Annotated in this window: 13 protein-coding genes; 10 read left to right on the top strand and 3 right to left on the bottom strand. The window is 49.2% G+C overall.

From position 1 onward, the window contains the following. Positions 1–37: 37 nt before the first annotated feature. Positions 38–1183 carry a lactaldehyde reductase gene (gene fucO / locus ACLTOQ_RS06270; protein ID WP_412319092.1) on the bottom strand — a complete coding sequence of 382 codons (1146 nt, stop codon included), beginning with the start codon at positions 1181–1183 and terminating at the stop codon, positions 38–40. Positions 1184–1778: 595 nt separating this feature from the next. Between fucO and ACLTOQ_RS06275 the strand changes: the two genes are divergently transcribed. Next, complete coding sequence (locus ACLTOQ_RS06275) at positions 1779–3986, top strand: glycogen debranching protein (protein WP_337425563.1); 2208 nt, start codon at positions 1779–1781, stop codon at positions 3984–3986. Positions 3987–4030: 44 nt separating this feature from the next. Here ACLTOQ_RS06275 and ACLTOQ_RS06280 read toward each other — a convergent pair whose 3' ends face one another. Then, positions 4031–4519: an HD domain-containing protein gene (locus tag ACLTOQ_RS06280; protein WP_262585136.1), complete on the bottom strand. Its 489-nt coding sequence runs from the start codon at positions 4517–4519 to the stop codon at positions 4031–4033. A 198-nt stretch (positions 4520–4717) separates the two neighbouring features. Here ACLTOQ_RS06280 and ACLTOQ_RS06285 point away from each other — a divergent pair, with 198 nt between their 5' ends. The 9 genes from ACLTOQ_RS06285 to ACLTOQ_RS06325 all read left to right on the top strand — a co-directional run bounded on the left by ACLTOQ_RS06285 (position 4718) and on the right by ACLTOQ_RS06325 (position 16399). Next, positions 4718–5191 (top strand): MarR family winged helix-turn-helix transcriptional regulator, encoded by a 474-nt coding sequence (locus tag ACLTOQ_RS06285; RefSeq protein ID WP_021914253.1) that lies wholly within the window; start codon positions 4718–4720, stop codon positions 5189–5191. Further along, the gene (locus ACLTOQ_RS06290; protein WP_412319093.1) at positions 5184–6962 is read left to right on the top strand and encodes an ABC transporter ATP-binding protein; all 1779 of its coding nucleotides are present in this window, start codon (positions 5184–5186) and stop codon (positions 6960–6962) included. The genes ACLTOQ_RS06285 and ACLTOQ_RS06290 overlap by 8 nt, the downstream gene beginning before the upstream one ends. Next, positions 6955–8721 carry an ABC transporter ATP-binding protein gene (locus tag ACLTOQ_RS06295; RefSeq protein ID WP_412319094.1) on the top strand — a complete coding sequence of 589 codons (1767 nt, stop codon included), beginning with the start codon at positions 6955–6957 and terminating at the stop codon, positions 8719–8721. Before ACLTOQ_RS06290 ends, ACLTOQ_RS06295 begins: the two co-directional genes overlap by 8 nt. A 310-nt stretch (positions 8722–9031) precedes the next feature. Then, the gene (locus ACLTOQ_RS06300; protein WP_412319095.1) at positions 9032–11167 is read left to right on the top strand and encodes a M28 family peptidase; all 2136 of its coding nucleotides are present in this window, start codon (positions 9032–9034) and stop codon (positions 11165–11167) included. Further along, complete coding sequence (locus tag ACLTOQ_RS06305; protein WP_021914249.1) at positions 11157–11795, top strand: GNAT family N-acetyltransferase; 639 nt, start codon at positions 11157–11159, stop codon at positions 11793–11795. The genes ACLTOQ_RS06300 and ACLTOQ_RS06305 overlap by 11 nt, the downstream gene beginning before the upstream one ends. A 698-nt stretch (positions 11796–12493) precedes the next feature. After that, positions 12494–12883: a MerR family DNA-binding transcriptional regulator gene (locus ACLTOQ_RS06310; RefSeq protein WP_337425567.1), complete on the top strand. Its 390-nt coding sequence runs from the start codon at positions 12494–12496 to the stop codon at positions 12881–12883. Beyond that, a complete protein-coding gene (locus tag ACLTOQ_RS06315) occupies positions 12846–14009 on the top strand; it encodes an RNA-guided endonuclease InsQ/TnpB family protein (protein WP_412319096.1) in 1164 nt (387 codons plus the stop codon). The genes ACLTOQ_RS06310 and ACLTOQ_RS06315 overlap by 38 nt, the downstream gene beginning before the upstream one ends. A gap of 172 nt (positions 14010–14181) precedes the next feature. After that, positions 14182–15132: a DUF5688 family protein gene (locus ACLTOQ_RS06320; RefSeq protein ID WP_337425988.1), complete on the top strand. Its 951-nt coding sequence runs from the start codon at positions 14182–14184 to the stop codon at positions 15130–15132. Next, complete coding sequence (locus ACLTOQ_RS06325) at positions 15122–16399, top strand: hypothetical protein (protein WP_337425986.1); 1278 nt, start codon at positions 15122–15124, stop codon at positions 16397–16399. The genes ACLTOQ_RS06320 and ACLTOQ_RS06325 overlap by 11 nt, the downstream gene beginning before the upstream one ends. Positions 16400–16445: 46 nt before the next feature. Here the strand turns inward: ACLTOQ_RS06325 and trhA are convergent, their stop codons facing one another. Continuing rightward, a complete protein-coding gene (gene trhA, locus ACLTOQ_RS06330; protein ID WP_021914040.1) occupies positions 16446–17096 on the bottom strand; it encodes a PAQR family membrane homeostasis protein TrhA in 651 nt (216 codons plus the stop codon). Between the last annotated feature and the right edge of the window lie 471 nt (positions 17097–17567).

Consider the following 17567-nt stretch of genomic DNA (forward strand, 5'->3'; position numbering starts at 1 on the left):
AAACGCTTCGCGAGAATGTGCCAAGGCACATTCTTTTTTACATCAGCTTACGGAATAATGCGGTCAGATCTTCGATGCTTGCATCCTTCGGGTTGCCGGGTGCGCATGCATCTGCATGGGCAGATTCTGCCAGGAACGGAAGATCCTCTTCCTTGATGGCTTCGAGCTTGGACGGAATGCCGACATCCTCGGAAAGCTTGCGGACAGCATCGACCGCAGCTTTACGGTAAGCAGCCTGATCCATCTGATCAACGCCTTCTACGCCCATTGCGCGTGCGATTTCACGGTATTTTTCACCGGTGCAGTCTGCGTTGTATTCCATAACGATCGGAAGCATCATTGCGCATGCAACGCCGTGAGGGGTGTCATAAACAGCGCCCAGGGTGTGTGCCATGGAATGAGCGATGCCGAGACCGACATTGGAGAAGCCCATGCCTGCGATATACTGACCAAGAGCCATGCCTTCACGGCCTTCTTTGGTGTTAGCAGCGGCATTACGCAGGGATTTGGAAATGATTTCGATTGCCTTTAAGTGGAACATATCGGTCATTTCCCATGCAGCCTTGGTGGTGTAGCCTTCGATTGCGTGGGTCAGAGCATCCATACCGGTAGAAGCGGTCAGGCCCTTTGGCATGGAGGACATCATATCGGGATCAACGACTGCGATGATCGGCATGTCGTGGGGGTCAACGCATACGAATTTGCGCTTGCGCTCTACGTCGGTGATAACGTAGTTGATGGTAACCTCTGCAGCGGTGCCGGCAGTGGTAGGAACAGCGATAATCGGAACGCAGGGCTTTTTGGTGGGAGCAACGCCTTCGAGGCTGCGGACGTCTTCAAATTCCGGGTTGGCGATGATGATGCCGATGGCCTTGGAGGTATCCATAGAGGAACCGCCGCCGATTGCGATGATGTAGTCAGCGCCGGAAGCCTTGAACGCTGCAACGCCGTTCTTTACGTTTTCGATGGTCGGGTTTGCTTTGATATCGGAGTAGATTTCATAAGCAAGACCTTCGCGGTCTAAAATATCCGTTACTTTTGCGGTTACGCCAAACTTGATCAGATCCGGATCGGAACATACAAATGCTTTCCGGAAAGCATGAGCCTTTGCTTCGTTTGCGATTTCTTCGATTGCGCCAGCTCCGTGATAGGAGGTCTGGTTGAGCATAATTCTGTTTGCCATTGGAAAAACCCCTTTCTTTCGATCGATTTTTGATAATTTCATTGTAATACAAAAAAGGAAAGAAAAAAAGGAAATTTTTATAAAATCGACATTATTCTAATGGGAAAAAGGAAGAAATGCTATTAAAATTTACCAGAATTTGCTTTCTTTTCAAAACTTTTTTAGCTTTGTTGACAATCTACGATTCTGCAGATGGAAATCCCTTTTTGCAGTTTTTAGAAGCTGCGTCGTCCGGTGCTTGGGGGGTGCAGCAAAAGCGTCTGGAATATTCCAGGTTTGCCTGAATCAGGTTGTATTCCAGTAAAAGACGGAGCGTGCAGGAGAGACATTCGGGAGATTTGGCGTGCGCTTCGCACACGTCCTTGAAAGAGTGGGACAGATTCAGAATATCCAGAGAAGAGACTGCCATGCAGATCACCTGAAACGCTCCGTTTCTATATAGTATGGCGCGCGTGCCGCCGGGGTGCGCAAACCGCTGCGGTGGATACCTCTTCTTTCCGGATAAAAACAGCGATGACAAGACTTTCCTGCTTGCATCCTGCCCTACAGATGATAAACTGGGAGTAAGAATCGAAAGGGACAGGAGGCACACAGCATGAACCTAAATCCGCTTGCGGCAGAGGAGCAGTTTTTAAACCCATTGGATCGCGTCAACGGATTCGATATCCGTCCGGGGTTATATGAAATCAACGGAGCGACTTCCTTCGGAAGCTGCGTCAACTTTACAATTCATTCTCAGAATGCGGTTTCCTGTGAGCTGCTGCTGTTTCACAGAGGGGAAAAAGAGCCTTACGGGACGATTCCTTTTCCGGAAAATTACAGGATCGGGCGGGTATATTCGATGATCGTGTTCGGTCTGGATATTTACGATTTTGAGTACGCCTATCGGATGGACGGGCCGAACGTCCCGGAAAAAGGGCTGATTTATGATAAAACAAAAGTGCTTTTGGATCCGTATGCACGGGCGGTGACGCAGCAGAGCATCTGGGGAAAAGAGCCCGACCGGGAGAAGGGTTATCATGGGCGGGTGGTGTTCAACGATTTCGACTGGGGTGACGCCAGAGAGCCGAAAAAGCCGATGCAGGAGCTGATTATTTATGAGATGCATGTGCGCGGTTTTACAAAGCATGCCTCCTCGGGCGTGCAGTTTCCGGGAACGTTTGAGGGTATCCGGGAAAAAATCCCTTACCTGAAGGCGCTTGGCATCACTGCGGTTGAGCTGATGCCGGTGTTTGAATTCGACGAGACGATGGGAAAACGTGAAATCGGCGGCAGGACGCTTCTGGATTACTGGGGCTACAACACGGTTGGATTTTTTGCACCGAACACAGGATACACGGCGCGTCAGGAGTATAACCGGGAAGGGACGGAGTTTAAAAATCTCATCCGGGAACTTCACCAGAACGGAATCGAAGTCATTTTAGACGTGGTGTTCAATCATACCGCGGAGGGAAACGAGCAGGGACCGTTTTTTGAATTTAAGGGAATCGACAACCGGATTTATTATATGCTGACGCCAGAGGGAAACTATTATAATTTCAGCGGATGCGGAAATACGTTAAATTGCAACCATCCAGTCGTACAGCAGATGATTCTGGAATGCCTGCGGCATTGGGTAATTCATTATCGGGTGGACGGTTTTCGCTTTGACCTTGCGAGCATTTTGGGACGAAACGAGGACGGGACGCCGCTGTTACAGCCGCCTCTGCTTCGGAATCTGGCGGAAGATCCGGTGCTGAAGGACGTCAACCTGATTGCGGAGGCATGGGATGCGGGCGGTTTGTATCAGGTCGGAAATTTCCCGGCGTGGAACCGGTGGGCGGAGTGGAACGGCAAATACCGGGACGAGCTGCGCAGCTTTTTAAAAGGAGAGTACTGGTTCGCTGTACAGGCAGCAAAGCGGATTACCGGCTCTCCGGATCTGTACGGCGGGCAGTATCGGGGCTACAATTCGTCAATCAATTTTCTGACCTGTCACGACGGCTTTACGCTGTACGACCTGTATTCTTATAATGAAAAACATAACGAGGAAAACGGCTGGAATAATACTGATGGTGCAGATGATAACCGGAGCTGGAACTGTGGGTACGAGGGAAAATCCGACAACCCCGGAATAGAAGCGCTTCGGAAAAGAATGATCAAAAATGCCTGTGCGGTGTTACTGTGCAGCCGCGGAACGCCGATGTTTCTGGCGGGAGACGAATTTTGCAATACGCAGTTTGGCAACAACAACGCCTACTGCCAGGACAACGAAATTTCCTGGCTGGACTGGTCGCTGTTGGAAAAAAATAGAGAAATTTACGAATTTTTCCGGTATATGATTGCATTCCGCAAAAAACACTCTGCAATCCGCGGAGAATGCAGTCCGTCCGGGCTTGGGTTCCCGACGGTCAGCGTCCATACGAATCAGCCCTGGGACAATAATGTGACCCAGGAAAGTAAATTCCTGGGCGTGATGTTTGCGGGGGCGGTTCCGGCCGGAAGCAGCCAGAAAACAGGACGAAATCAGGAAAACGCGTGGAGTCAGGAAGCAGAGAGACGCCGGAAATCTGTGTGGAGCTTAGAAATGGAGCGAACCCGGGAATTGGAAACGGAAGATCTCGTGTACCTGGCGGTCAATGTTTTCTGGGAGGATCAGCAGTTTTTTCTGCCGAAGCTTCCAAACGGCTTTGTATGGAGGCTTGCGGTCAATACGGACCAGCCGGAAATGCCCGAAAAGGAGTCACAGATGACTGTCATTGACAGTGAATTTATCCTGAAACCGCGCAGCGTCGCCGTTTTTGTGGGAGGCCCATCCTTTTAACAAAATGCCGCGAAATGGAAAGAAAAGCTGATGATGTCTCCACATTATAAGCCAAACATTTCGCGGCAGATTTTTTTCCCGGTCTCTGTGCGGAAAATGTTGTCATAGGTCGCCCGGATATGGGCTGTGTCCGTGTTTCCTTCAAAGAGGTTGACCAGAAAATCCGCCTCCACCAGAATCTGATAATCGAGACCGTCGATGCCGGTATAAGTATGATGATGACCGACTAAAAAGCTGACGCGCTCTATCACATCTTTTTCAAATCCCAGCTCGGAGAGCATCTGCTCTGCCAGGGCAGGACCTTCTTTTTCCTGCAATTTTCCGTTTCCGTCTCCGTATTTTTCCAGACACAGCCGGATGCCGATATCGTGCACGATGGCGGCAGCTTCCGTAATGAACAGTGTTTTTTCATCGAGATGCTCGGAAACAGCGATCGTCTTTGCAAAGCTGTGCACCTTCAGAAAATGCTGAATGCGCCCCGGGCAGCCGTGATCGTAGGAAATCATTTTTAAAATAAGCGGTTCTAAAGTCATACAAATTTCCCTCCTTTGTGTGATACATAAGTCAGTTAAGAACATCATAGCGCGGTTTTCCTGATAATTCAAGCGCAGGAAAACGGTTGACAGTTCTCTGCGGATAAACTAGGATGAAAGAAAGATGTAGGTACATCCATTTTGAAAAACTATCGTGCAGGAAAGTCCCTGCAACTCAAATTCAGGAGGACGATTGCGATGGATAAAACCGAACGGAAAATGACGAAAATTGCGCGGGAGTTAAATAAGCTGACGGTACAGGCGATGAAGGAGAAAGGAATCGGGACGGCGGAGTTCGATTTTATCCATCTGGTGCGGCACCATCCCGGCATCACACAGGCGCAGCTGCGGGAAGAATTAAAGATCGACAAGGGAGCTGCGGCGCGCCGGGCGGCAAGCCTGGAAGCGAAGGGCTACCTGATTCGCCGGGACAATCCGGAGGACAAAAGAAGTCAGCTTTTGTATGCGACAAAAAAGGCGGAAGGGCTGAAAAACTCCAAGGTCAGCATTGAATCGACGTTTTATGAGTGGCTGATGGAGGAACTGGACGAATCAGAAACCGAGCACTTTTGCGAAATGCTGGATCGACTGTATCTGAGATCGAAAAAAGAAAGCCGGTCTGGATTTTTGCAGGTAAAGGAACGGATGGACAGGGGAGAAAAGGATGGCTGAAGGGACGACGATGTGCGACAGGAAAGAATCGGGAATCCGGACTGCCGGGAGAAAACCGGATCAGATCGGAAGCTACTTTGTGACGGAGTGGAAGCCGCTGCTTGCGGTGACGGTTTCCGGCCTGATTTATAATATCGGACTGCTCGCGGGGCCGTGGTTTGAAGGACGGCTTGCACAGTGCCTGCTGGATGTATTTACAGGGAAAAAAATTTTTACCGATATGCTGCTTTTGGTGTGCGCGTATGTGGCAGTGATCGGATTCGTGCAGGGCGCGCGCTACATCAAGCGGTTTTATGTGCGCCGGTTTGCGAACGATATCAACCGGGGCATGAAGCAGGTGCTTTACGGGAATCTGGTACATAAAAGTGTAGGTGAGCTGGAAAAAGAGGGGGCCGGAAGCCTTCTGACAAAAGCGGTGTCTGACGTGGATGCGTGCGTAGAGGGAATCCGGAAGTTTACGACGGAGATTTTTGATACCGGTATTGCGCTGCTTGCCTATGCTGCGATGCTGTTGTGGTACGACTGGCGGCTTGCACTGCTGTGTCTGTTGTTCCCGCCGTTTTCCTGTTTGATGGCGGAAAAGATGAAAACCGTGGTAGAGCGCAGCAATGCCGCATATAAGGAGAGCGCCGGACGCTTGAATACAGCGACGCTGGACCGCGCGGGCAACGCGGTGACTTATCGGATTTACGGCTGTGAAAAACAGCGCAGCGGCATGTATGAAAAACAGCTGGACGATTACGAAAAAACAGCAGTCCGTGCAGGAATGCAGGTCGTAGCGATGCCTCCGCTGTATCAGGTGATTTCCATGGGAAGCACCGTGCTGATTTTGTATTTCGGTTCGAAAAATGTGTTAAACAGCGGATGGACGGTTTGGAACATCGCAGCGTTTACGACATTTTTATCCTGCTATGGAAAGCTTGCGGTCAAGTCCTCGAAGGCGGCGAAGCTGTTTAACTCCGTACAGAAAGCGAACGTTTCGTGGAAAAGAATCCGTCCGCTGCTGACAGAGCCTCCGGAAGAAACAGAAGAAAAAACAGCCGGGGCGGTCAGCCTGAAGCTGGATCAGGCGGGCGGCGCATATCCGGGCGGAAAGCAGATTTTTGACGGATTGACGATAAGTGCAAAGCCTGGACAGATCATCGGGATCACGGGTCCTGTTGCGTGCGGTAAATCGACGCTTGGTAAAATTTTTCTGGGAGAAGTGCCTTATACCGGACATGTTTTGTTAAACGGGAAAGAATTATCTGAATATTCAGACAAAGAACGCAGGAGCATGGTCGGATGGCAGGGACACGATCCGGAGCTTTTGGCGGACAGTGTCCGAAACAATGTCGCGCTCGGAGAGGAGCAGATCGACGTCGGCAGGGAGCTTTCGCGCGTCTGCCTGGGCCGGGAAGTGTCCGAAATGGAAAACGGCATCGATACACTGGTCGGCAGCCGCGGCGTGCGGCTTTCCGGCGGGCAGCAGGCGAGAACGGCGCTTGCACGGACGCTGTCCCATGCAAAGCCGCTGATCGTTCTGGATGACCCGTTTGCGGCGCTGGATCGGAATACGGAGGAGGAGATTTTCCGGGAATTAAAAGCGATGTCAAAGGATCGGATTATCCTGCTGATTTCGCACCGCCTGTATTTGTTTGATCAGACGGATCAGGTCATCTGGATGGAAAACGGACAGACGCAGACAGGAACGCACGAAAAAATGCTGCAGATCGTTCCGGAATATGCAAATTTGTGCAAGGTATGGAAGGAGGGAGCAGACCATGCGTGAGCGTTTGAAAAAAACGATGCCGTCAAAGGCGCATCATGAAATTCTCACTGCGGTGGGATCGATCTGCACACAGAATCTTCTGCTTCCGATTGCATTGGTCATCACCGTAGTCGGCGCAGTCGTCACTGCACTTGTGCCGCCGCTGATTCTGGAAAAAATCGTGGACGGGCTGACTGCGGGAAATCCGATGGCGATTGCACAGGCATTTTCCTATTTCGGCGTGACAGCACTGGCGGGATTGCTGGAATCTACGCGGGAAAGCCTTTTGATCGTATTCGGACAGAAGCTGACTCACGGTCTGCGCAGTCAGATGTGCGAAAAGCTGTCGCAGCTGTCCGCAGATACGTTGAGTAAAATGGACGCAGGAACGATCGCATCCAGGTTCGTCGGAGATGTTGATACGCTGGAAACGCTGTTTACCTCCGGTATCATCAGCATGTTTGCAGACGCTTGCACGATGATCGGTATTTACGCAGTGCTCTGGCAGAAAAACCGCGGACTTGCGATTACTCTGCTGGCGATTCTGCCGCTGATCGCACTGTTTACAAGACATGTTCAGAAAAAAATGCTGGCTGCGCAGATGGACAGCAGAAAGGCTGCTGCGCGGACGTCGGGTCTTGTGCCGGAGACGATTCATTGCATTCGGATGATCCATGTTTTTGGAAAAGAAGGCTTTATGCGCAAACGTTATGACCGTACGCTGCAGGAGGGATATGCTGCGATGGAGCGTACAAATTTTTACGATGCACTGTATTCTCCGGTTATTTTGATTACAGATGCGCTGGTGACGGGCGTTGTCATGCTGCTGTCGGCTTCGTCCGGCCCGGAGGTCAGAATGTTTTTCGGCATGTCAGTCGGTACGGCGGTTGCGGTAATTTCCTATATTTCAAGAATCTTTTCCCCAATCGAAAGCATTGGTATGGAAATCCAGACGATCCAGGAGGCGCTGGCAGGCGCGAAGCGTGTCGGAGAATTTCTGGAGCTGCCGACGCGGCTGGAAACCTCCGGGGAGGCGGGAGAAAAAGTGATGGTAGAACTTGGCAGAGCCGGCTCGGTCTCTGGTTCGGATTATGCTGCGGCCGCTGGTTCGGATCGCGCTGCGGCCGCTGAGCCGGCAAAATCGCCTGCGGTCGCATGCATTTCCCTGGAAGATGTCAGCTTCGGCTATGAAGAGGAAAAGATGGTTCTGAAGCATTTGAGCTTCGAGATAAAAACCGGCGAGCAGGTAACGATGACCGGGCGCACCGGCGCAGGAAAGAGCACAATTTTTAAATTGCTTTTGGGGCTGTATCGTCCGCAAAAGGGCTGTGTAAAAATATATGGACAGGACGCTTATCTGCTTCCGGACAGTATCAGACGGCGTCTGTTTGGCTGCGTGGAGCAGAGCTTTAAGCGGGTTCCCGGAACCGTTCTGGAGCAGATTACGCTTTCTGATCCGATGATTTCCAGAGAGGATGCGGTCGAAGCGGCGAAGCTGGCAGGACTGCATGAAGTGATTGCCGGAATGGAGCAGGGGTATGATACGCCCTGCACGGATGCACTGTTTTCACAGGGACAGTGGCAGCTTTTGTCCATTGCCCGGGCGGTTGCAGCGAAGCCGTCGATTCTGCTGCTGGATGAAATCACGGCGAACCTCGATGTAGGCACAGAGCAGGAGGTTTTGTATGCGCTCAGGCGCGCCGGAGAAAACCGGACGGTGGTTTCCATTTCCCACCGTTTGTATGAAAAAATGGGCGGTAGGGAGCTTGTAATCGGGTAACCAGACATCGTCGCAAAATACAATATTCCGCGCAAAGCCACAACCGGTCGCCTCAGCGCGGCATATTTCTCCTCCTTTCTGCGCACGTTTTTTGCGCATGTCGAGTTTGTGTCAAGTGAGCGCAGACACAAATCTCGCGATTGAAAAATTTTATTTTTCAATCTTTGCCCTCTATGCAGCGGAAACCTTCTTGTCTTTTGCTACAAGAATGATATACTGGGACTGAAATGATGTCGGGATCAAAAAGGTCTTTTGTCTCCTATGATACCGGATCAGGCATAAAAGCGATGACAGACAGGAGTGGTATACGATGGACATGCAGGAGAAATACAGACAGCAGTTGGATATTTCCTATTCCTATCATCTGGCGAAACGGATGGAAAAACACCGCACCAACGAAGAACTCGGCTATCGGACGGCGGGGTCGAAGGCAGAGCTTGCAACCGGGGAAATGCTGGAGCAGGAGATGCACACAATCGGTTTTCCGATTATCCATAAGGATGCGATTACAGTAGATGCGTGGGAATTTGAACGCGCGAAAATGACTTTTTTAAACGAAAAAGGCGAAGAGGAAACGATACAGCTTGGCGCGTATCAGACGAATTTTGTGACGGACGGACCGGAGTGCTACTCGGTTGTGTATGCAGGCAGAGGAACTCTGCAGGATTATGAAGGAATGGATGTGACCGGAAAGCTCGTATTGGTGGATATCAACCAGCGGGATGAGTGGTGGATCAATTATCCGGTTTATCAGGCGCATTTAAAAGGCGCGGCAGCTGTCATTGCTGCGCAGACGGGCGGCTACGGAGAGGTAGACGAACGCGCACTGAACGCACAGGATATCGCGGGACCGTCGGATGCACCGGCATTTTCGATTGCCCGGCACGATGCAGATCAATTGAAAAAAATGCTGCAGGGCCGCAGTGAGGTAAAGGTGCTGTTTGACGCTTCGACAAAGGTGATCCCGGCACAGACGACCTATAACATCGTCGGGGAGATTCCCGGAAAAACGCACCCGGAGCGCAGAATTATGCTTTCCGCACATTACGATTCCTATTTTGACGGTTTTCAGGATGATAATACCGCGATTTCGATGATGCTTTCGATGGGAAAAACGCTGCTGGAAATTGGATATCAGCCCGAAAATACGCTGATGTTCTGCTGCATGGCGTCCGAGGAATGGGGCGTGGCGGATTCGCAGTTCGACTGGTCGACGGGCGCGTATGAACAGGTATTTACGGTGCATCCGGAGTGGCGGGGAAGCGTGATTGCCGACCTGAATTTTGAACTCCCTGCGCTGGCACACGGGACGCGGGCGAGGATTCGGAGCACGTTCGAATACGTTTCTTTTCTGGAAGAATTTCTGGAAGAGCTGCCGAGCCTGACCGGAGCATATCCGGAGGAAACGAGGATTACCGCGCCGATTGAAACCTGGTCGGACGATTTTTCCATTGCGATTGCCGGAATCCCGTCGATGGTAAATGATTTTACGGGCGGAAGCTTTATGGAAACGAACTATCATTCACAGTTCGACAACGACGGCTTTTACGATGAGGATGTTTATCGGATGCACCATGAGCTGTTTGGACTTTTGCTGATGGCGATTGACCGTACGGTTGTTGTTCCGCTGGATTTTTCCAGAGTATTCCGAAAAGCAAGGGAGCGGCTGGACAGCGAATGGTGTGAAAAAACCGGCGCGGACGGACAGCGGCTGTTGCGGGTATTGGAGCAGGCAACGGCGACGGCGCAACAGCTGTATGCAAAGGTAGAGAAAACGAACCGGAACGCGAGGCACTCTGACGCATCGGCGGCTGGTGTGGAAAATGCATCTGGACTGTGCGTAGCGGAGACTGACGATGCCGGGGCGGTGAACGGAGATTTTATCGCATGTGTGCAGGGAACGGACACTGCTGCAGAAGTACCTGCGGCAGACACCCGGAAGCTGGAACGAGCGCTTTTACAGGTTTTCCAGCAGGAGCAGGATGCCTATGTGCGGATCGACTGGTATGGAAACGTGTTGTTCCCGCATGGAATTTTGCAGGATCGTTTGCAGCTTCTGGAAGGTGCGGTGCGCAATCTGAAAGAGGGAAGGCTTTCGGCGGCACTGCGCAAGCTGTATGAGATCGACAGCAACCGGTACGCATTTTTGTTTGAAGAAGAGGTTTATCGACATTTTACATCGTATGCATTGGATCAGAGTGCAGATCGGCTGAAATGGGGAACCGGAAGAATTATCGGGTTTGAAAACTTTTTCCCGGTTGTGACCGGACTTCTGGAAAAAGAAAAGACGGACTGCAGTGATTTTACGGAAGAAATTGCACAGCTGGAGGCTGCATATGAGCGCCAGAGCGATTTGTACCGGAAAGAAATCGATACGCTGTGCGTGCAGACGGAAAGGATGGAGCGGCTTTTGAGAGAAGCCGGAGTGGAATTTTATGGACAGTGAAAAACTGTATCGGGTACAGGAAGAGGATTTGTCGAAGCTTGAGGAGCTGTTGTGCCGTTCGTTTGCGGCGGACCCGTTGTATGTGGAGCTGATTCCGGATGAAGAGGTGCGGAAACGACTGATGCCGGAGCTGTTTCAATGCGACCTGACGGAATTTTATGAGACGTGTGAAATTTTTGCAGACAGTAAGGATTTAAACGGCATATTGGTCGTTTCGGATGAAACGGAGCCGTACCATCTGCTGCATCGTTATTTTACGGAGGTGCAGGCGACGCTGCGCACGGAGGGCTATCTGATCCGGGAGGATCACAGCCTGAAGACATTTTTTAATTTCGTGCTCGGCAGGGATTACCTGAATTCCAGCTGGACGGATCAGCTGCATCAGGATCGGAGACTGCATATCATTTATCTGGCGGTTGATCCGGAAATGCAGCATCACGGAATCGCGGCGACGCTGGTGGAAGAGGCGGTTGCATATGCGGAACGCAACGATCTGATGATTTCGCTGGAAACGCACAACCCGCGTAACGTTGCGTTTTATCAGCAGTTCGGGTTTAAGGTATACGGCGTCGTGGAAAAGCATTTTTCCCTGAAACAATATTGCCTGGTGCGGGAAATCCAGGCGTAATATTCTAACAGTTCACCGCGCCATTTCATTCGCAAAAGCGCATCTTCGATGTTTTCCGCTGCTTCGCAGCACCTTTTGCTCATGAAATGGCGCTCGGCGCTCCTTTCGTAGTTTCCTGGGAGCAGATTTTCCCGCAAGTGCGAAATCTGCTCCCAGGAAGCTACGAATGAACTGTAGTACCATATTTGGATCGGCTTGAAAGTCATACCGTTTACGGTATTCCCTTTCAAGCCGATTGTGCTATATAATGAGCACGAAAGAAAAACAAGCGACGCTGAAAGCGGCATTTGTTTTTCTCGTGCCATTAGAGAACGAGCAGCCTGCGAAGCAGGCGGTAGAGCGCGCCAGCGCGGGCTCGTGATCGAAGAAGAGAAGCGCGAGCGGGGACAGCCGGGCTGTTCATCGCAAAGGGCGAAGCCGGTTGCTGATAACCGGTTCATTATGTGATAGGAAATTCCTATCACATAAAACGCTCCGCGAGGATGCGCACCTCGCGGAAATGAAGTATATGCTTCGCATACCGCTCGGGCGCGAAAGAGTCGCGAGCGACTCTTTTTCATGACATGTTGGTTTGATCTTGTTATTTCTTTTATTATTCTGATGTTTCTAGTTCAATTCTACACAAGATTCCAGGCATGTACGCAATTTTTCACAAGGAGGTGATTGAACAGCTGAATAAGGCTTATAAAAGTATATAAATTATAGGTGTATCAGCACAGACATTACGAAATTGGGATTCTAATGGAAAACTTCATCCGCATCATACTACAACAAGTGGTTATAGGTATTATTCCGATGAACAGCTCAACCAGGTAATGAATGTAAAGCCTAAAAACCGTATTATCATTGGATATTGTCGTGTTTTAAGCCACAAACAAAAAGATGATTTAGAACGACAGATTGAGATTATTGACAATACTGAAGAATCTGAGCAACAAGAACTCGTTGAAGATTTAGTACAGATAATCACAGTATTTAGCTGCAAGTTACAAGGAAAACGAGCGAATAAAGCGAAGAAACTTATCCGAGAATTGATGCAGGAGGAGACCGATGGTAAAAGCCATAAAAGTAATGTTGATCCCAAATAATGTACAAAAAACTAAGCTGTTTCAGTACGCAGGTGCTTCAAGATTTGCTTATAACTGGGCTTTGGCCAGGGAAAAGGAAAACTATGAAAAAGGTGGCAGATTTATTCCAGATACGGAGCTTAGAAAAGAATTTACAAGGCTTAGAAATTCTGATGAATATGCATGGCTGCTAAACGTTTCAAACAATGTAACTAAGCAGGCAATTAAAGATGCCTGCTCAGCCTATAAAAACTTTTTCAAGGGTTTACAACGGTACCCAAGGTTTAAGGCGAAAAAGAAATCAATGCCTAAATTCTATCAAGATAATATCAAGATACAGTTTCGTGATACGCATGTTAAATTTGAAGGATTTTCTTTCAGCAGGAAAGCTAATAAACAAAAGCTGAACTGGGTAAAACTTGCTGAACATGGACGTATTCCCACAGATGCTAAATATAGGAATCCGAGAGTATCCTTTGATGGATTGAATTGGTGGATTAGCGTATGTGTGGAATTCCCAGACTGCAGGGACAGGTCTAATCATGATGGAATCGGTATAGACCTTGGAATTAAGGATTTGGCGATATGTTCTGATGGTAATACCTACAAGAATATAAACAAAAGCCAGACTGTTAAGAAGCTTGAGAAATGCAAGCGTAGATTGCAACGCAGCGTATCTCGTAAATATGAACACAATAAGAAAGGAGGAAGTTACTGTAAAACTAACAATATAGTAAAAAAAGAAAAACTTTTACTTAAAGTAAATCACAGATTAGCAAATATCCGAAAAGATTATTTGAATCAGACCACATCTGAAATCGTAAATCGAAAACCAAGATTTATCTGTATCGAAGATTTAAACGTTAGTGGGATGATAAAAAATAGACATTTATCTAAAGCGGTTCAGAATCAGGGATTCTTTGAATTTCGTAAACAGTTGGAATACAAGTGTAATGATAGAGGTATTCAGCTCATTGTGGCTGATAGATTTTATCCATCATCCAAACGTTGTAGTTGCTGTGGGAAAATAAAAAAGGATTTGAGATTATCTGATAGAACATATAAATGTGAATGTGGAAATGTTATAGATAGAGATTTCCAGGCATCACTAAACCTAAAAGCTTATGGAGAACAATTTGCAAGCTAACACTTAAATGTTAATGCAAATATGTACGGATGCGTTAATTCGGAATTTACGCCTACGGAGAGTACAAGAACTTGTGAGTAGATAGGTATTTATGCCATCAAAAGCATACTCGTTGAAGTAGGAATGAAACATAAAAGTTTATAACTTTTTATAAGTTTTCAGTAACGGGAGAATGGACGACACACAAAAAATGGAATATGCGAGGGCGTTTCTGCAAAAGGAGGTAGAGTCGGAATTTCCTTACCCGTTTCAGATTCTGACGGAGGAGGACAGTTTTTTATTCTGCTTTAAAAATGGACGCAGGGACTGCTGCGCCCGTTTAAAGGCGACAGAAGGGATGCTCAATAAGCTCTGCAGCGGGGATAAAAAGGTGCAGAAGCAGGAAAAAGAGCGGGTGCTTCGGGTTCTTGAGGCAGCAGTGGAAGCGCAGGAAAATACGACTCTTTCAGAAAAAAGTGAGTACGGAAAAATGAAAAATATGCTGATTCTTCGTCCGCTCAATCTGGATTTTTACCGAAGCGAGCTTGTAAACGTGCCGTATATCCGCATCGGGGATGTAGCGCTGGTGCTGTACTGCGTTTTATCTCATCTGGGAGGAGATTATTTTACGACGAAGGTGTACCGGGATCAGGTTCAGAAATGGATGGTCCCCGAAGCGGAGGTAATGCGGGCGGCGCTGGTCAATACGAGCTTTTTGTATCCGCCGCGGCTGTATTCGATCCAGTGCCTGATGGGCTGGGACGGAAAGCGGTACGAGAACGGCATTTTTATGGGGGAGGACGACGAACAGAAAATCCCGCCGGGCATGCGCAGCTATCTGTTGACAAATACGCTGGAAATCAACGGAGCGATTGCCGTTTTTTATCCGGGTGTTGCGGAGAAAATTGCGCAGGATCTGGGCGGTGACTTTTATATTGCGTTCACGAGTATTCATGAGGCACAAATTCATGGCGTCGGAATGATTTCTCCGGAAATAGTGGAGTACAGTTTGCAGGAAACGAACCGGGAATGTACCAGACCGGAGGAGGTTCTGTCCAATCATGTATATCTTTACAATCAGGAGAAAAAGACATTTTCAATGCTTATGGACGGCGATTTTCTGGAGGTAGAACATGAAGAATAGACGGGGAAAGTATCTGTATTTTTGCAGCGCAGAGCAGGACAGTCTGTATGCGTTGACGCTTTTTCGGGAAAAAGAAAAACAGGGAACGTTAAACGTACAGGAGACAGGATTGCTTCTCTGCATGGAACAACGCGCCGAAGATAGCTGGATTTATTTGATGCCTGCGGCGGTCTATGCGGCTGCCAACCAGAAAGGAGCGAGAAGCTGGATGAACCGGCAGAAGCAGGAGAAAATAGATCTCTGGAATGAGAAGGGGATTGCATGGATGCGCCGATATCCGGTATTTTTGGAGCAGTTTGGATGGAAACAGCGGCGCTACGCGATTCTGGCAGCGGGAATTTTTGAGCAGCTGGAAGAGGAATCCATGGACGAGTTTGAAAAAGGGAAAAATCAGGTTTGCCATTTTTTACAGGGAAGCTGGGGATTTCTCTGGAAGCGTATGCAGCAGTGCGACAGGCTGAGTGTGCAGGAATGGAAAGAAATGAAAGCGCCGTGGAAGGATTCTGTGCGGATGGACTGCGCGATGTCCGGCATCCTTTTATTGATGGCACAGCTTCTGAAAAAAGAACTGGAAGAGCGCGACCGGCTCTGCGTGGGATTTATGAAGCTGCAGCAGTTCACACAGGAGAGCCTGCGAACAAATGGTATCGCTGCGAAGCAATCTGCAAAGGCATCGGGAGTTGAACCAGTAGATGCATGCGGTACAGAAATCCGTTCTGTGGGCGTTGATACGAATCCCACCGCGCTTGTCGAAACCGAAAAGATGGGATGGCTGTTCCAGAAATTTCGCAATCCGGAGCGCCCTGCTTATATCCATGAAAAAGGGCGGATTTCCAGTGAATGGCTGGAACAGTTGCATCAGATTATGGAGCTGGCGGGACTTCCGGCAGGAACATTTGAAGCGGTCAGCCTTTCTGTGCAGGAGGTAAACGGCCTTGTAAATCTGATGGGAGAAAAGCTGACTGCGCGCCAGTATATGACGTTTCTGATGTTGTATTCGGTGTCGCGGGAACTTGCACAGGCAGGGCGCACGGCAGCAGCGCTGCAGTTTATCCAGACATCCCGCCTGAGGGGAGCATCGCCAGCTGCGATGGGGACAGGGATGACAGCGGCGGCACTGATGTCAGGCGGGGCTGGTGCAATGGTGGCGGAGCGAAGCAGGTACGGAGTAAGAAAAATGTCAGATGCAGATGGAAATCTGGTGTCTGCAGAGCAGCCGGCTTTGTATACACAGTCCGTGCCGCAGGCGTCACAAAACAGCTATTGATCGTACGAGGTTCCTTCGGTGTAAGGCGCCTGCGGAATGGAGATTTTTACGCAAGATAGCAGAACATAAACACAAAATGACACAGGCTGCCGGCCATGACGAACAAATGAAAAATTTCGTGTAAGCCGAACATCGGATGCCGTGCGTCAAACAGCGGCAGCCTGAGCGCGTAGATAATGCCGCCTGCAGTATAGATCAGTCCGCCGGCGAGCAGCCATAAAAAGGCGTGAAGCGGAAGCAGGGAAAACAGCTGTCCCAGAACGGACAGGCAGCTCCAGCCCATTGCGATATACAAAACAGAGGAAAACCATTTTGGACAGGTGATCCAGAAGCCTTTGATAAAAATTCCGACCAGCGCGATTCCCCAGACTGCGGCAAGCAGCATCAGACCAGAGGGCTTTGGCAGGGTCAGCAGGCATACCGGCGTATAGGTCCCTGCGATCAGGACGAAAATCATCATATGATCCATTTTCCGAAAGATACGCAGAATGCGCCCGGAGCAGTTAACAGAATGGTATATCGTGCTGGCGGCATACAATAAAACCATGCTGATCATAAAAACTGTCATTGCAGTGAGGCTTTTTACACCGGAGTGGACAGCTGCGCGGACTAACAGCGGGACTGCTGCGCAGAGAGCGAGCAGCATGGCGATAAAATGGGTGAGTGCGCTTCCGGGTTCCCGAATAGTTATGTTCATAGTAGTACCTCCTCCTTACATTTGGATACAATGGAATGCGTATTTTGCGGGCATTCTGGGTCAGGGATAGCAGAATGTTCGTTTAACAAGCGATGTGGCATTACAAAATATTATACGTAGTATTTAAAACTACATGTAATATATGCAGATACTACATGAAAAGTGACAAAATGTCAAGAAGAGATGATAGAAAAAAAGTTACCGTTCACACGCACCATTCGCAAAAGCGCATCTTCGATGCTTTCCGCTGCTTTGCAGCTCTTTTTGCTCATAAAATGGCGCTCCCTTTGTACCCTTCTGAGTTCAGATTTTCGTGCAAGCACGGAATCTGAACCCAGAAGGATACGAGTGAACTGTGACATAAAAAAAGAAACGAGCAGACCGCATTAGCAAATGCCGTACGGTTCTCGTTTCCGTTTCTATACTATATGATATTTAAGATGTCGGGGTCACAAGCTCCCGACCTTGATG

This window comes from Gallintestinimicrobium sp. (assembly GCF_046968865.1).
GTDB lineage: Bacteria > Bacillota > Clostridia > Lachnospirales > Lachnospiraceae > Gallintestinimicrobium > Gallintestinimicrobium propionicum.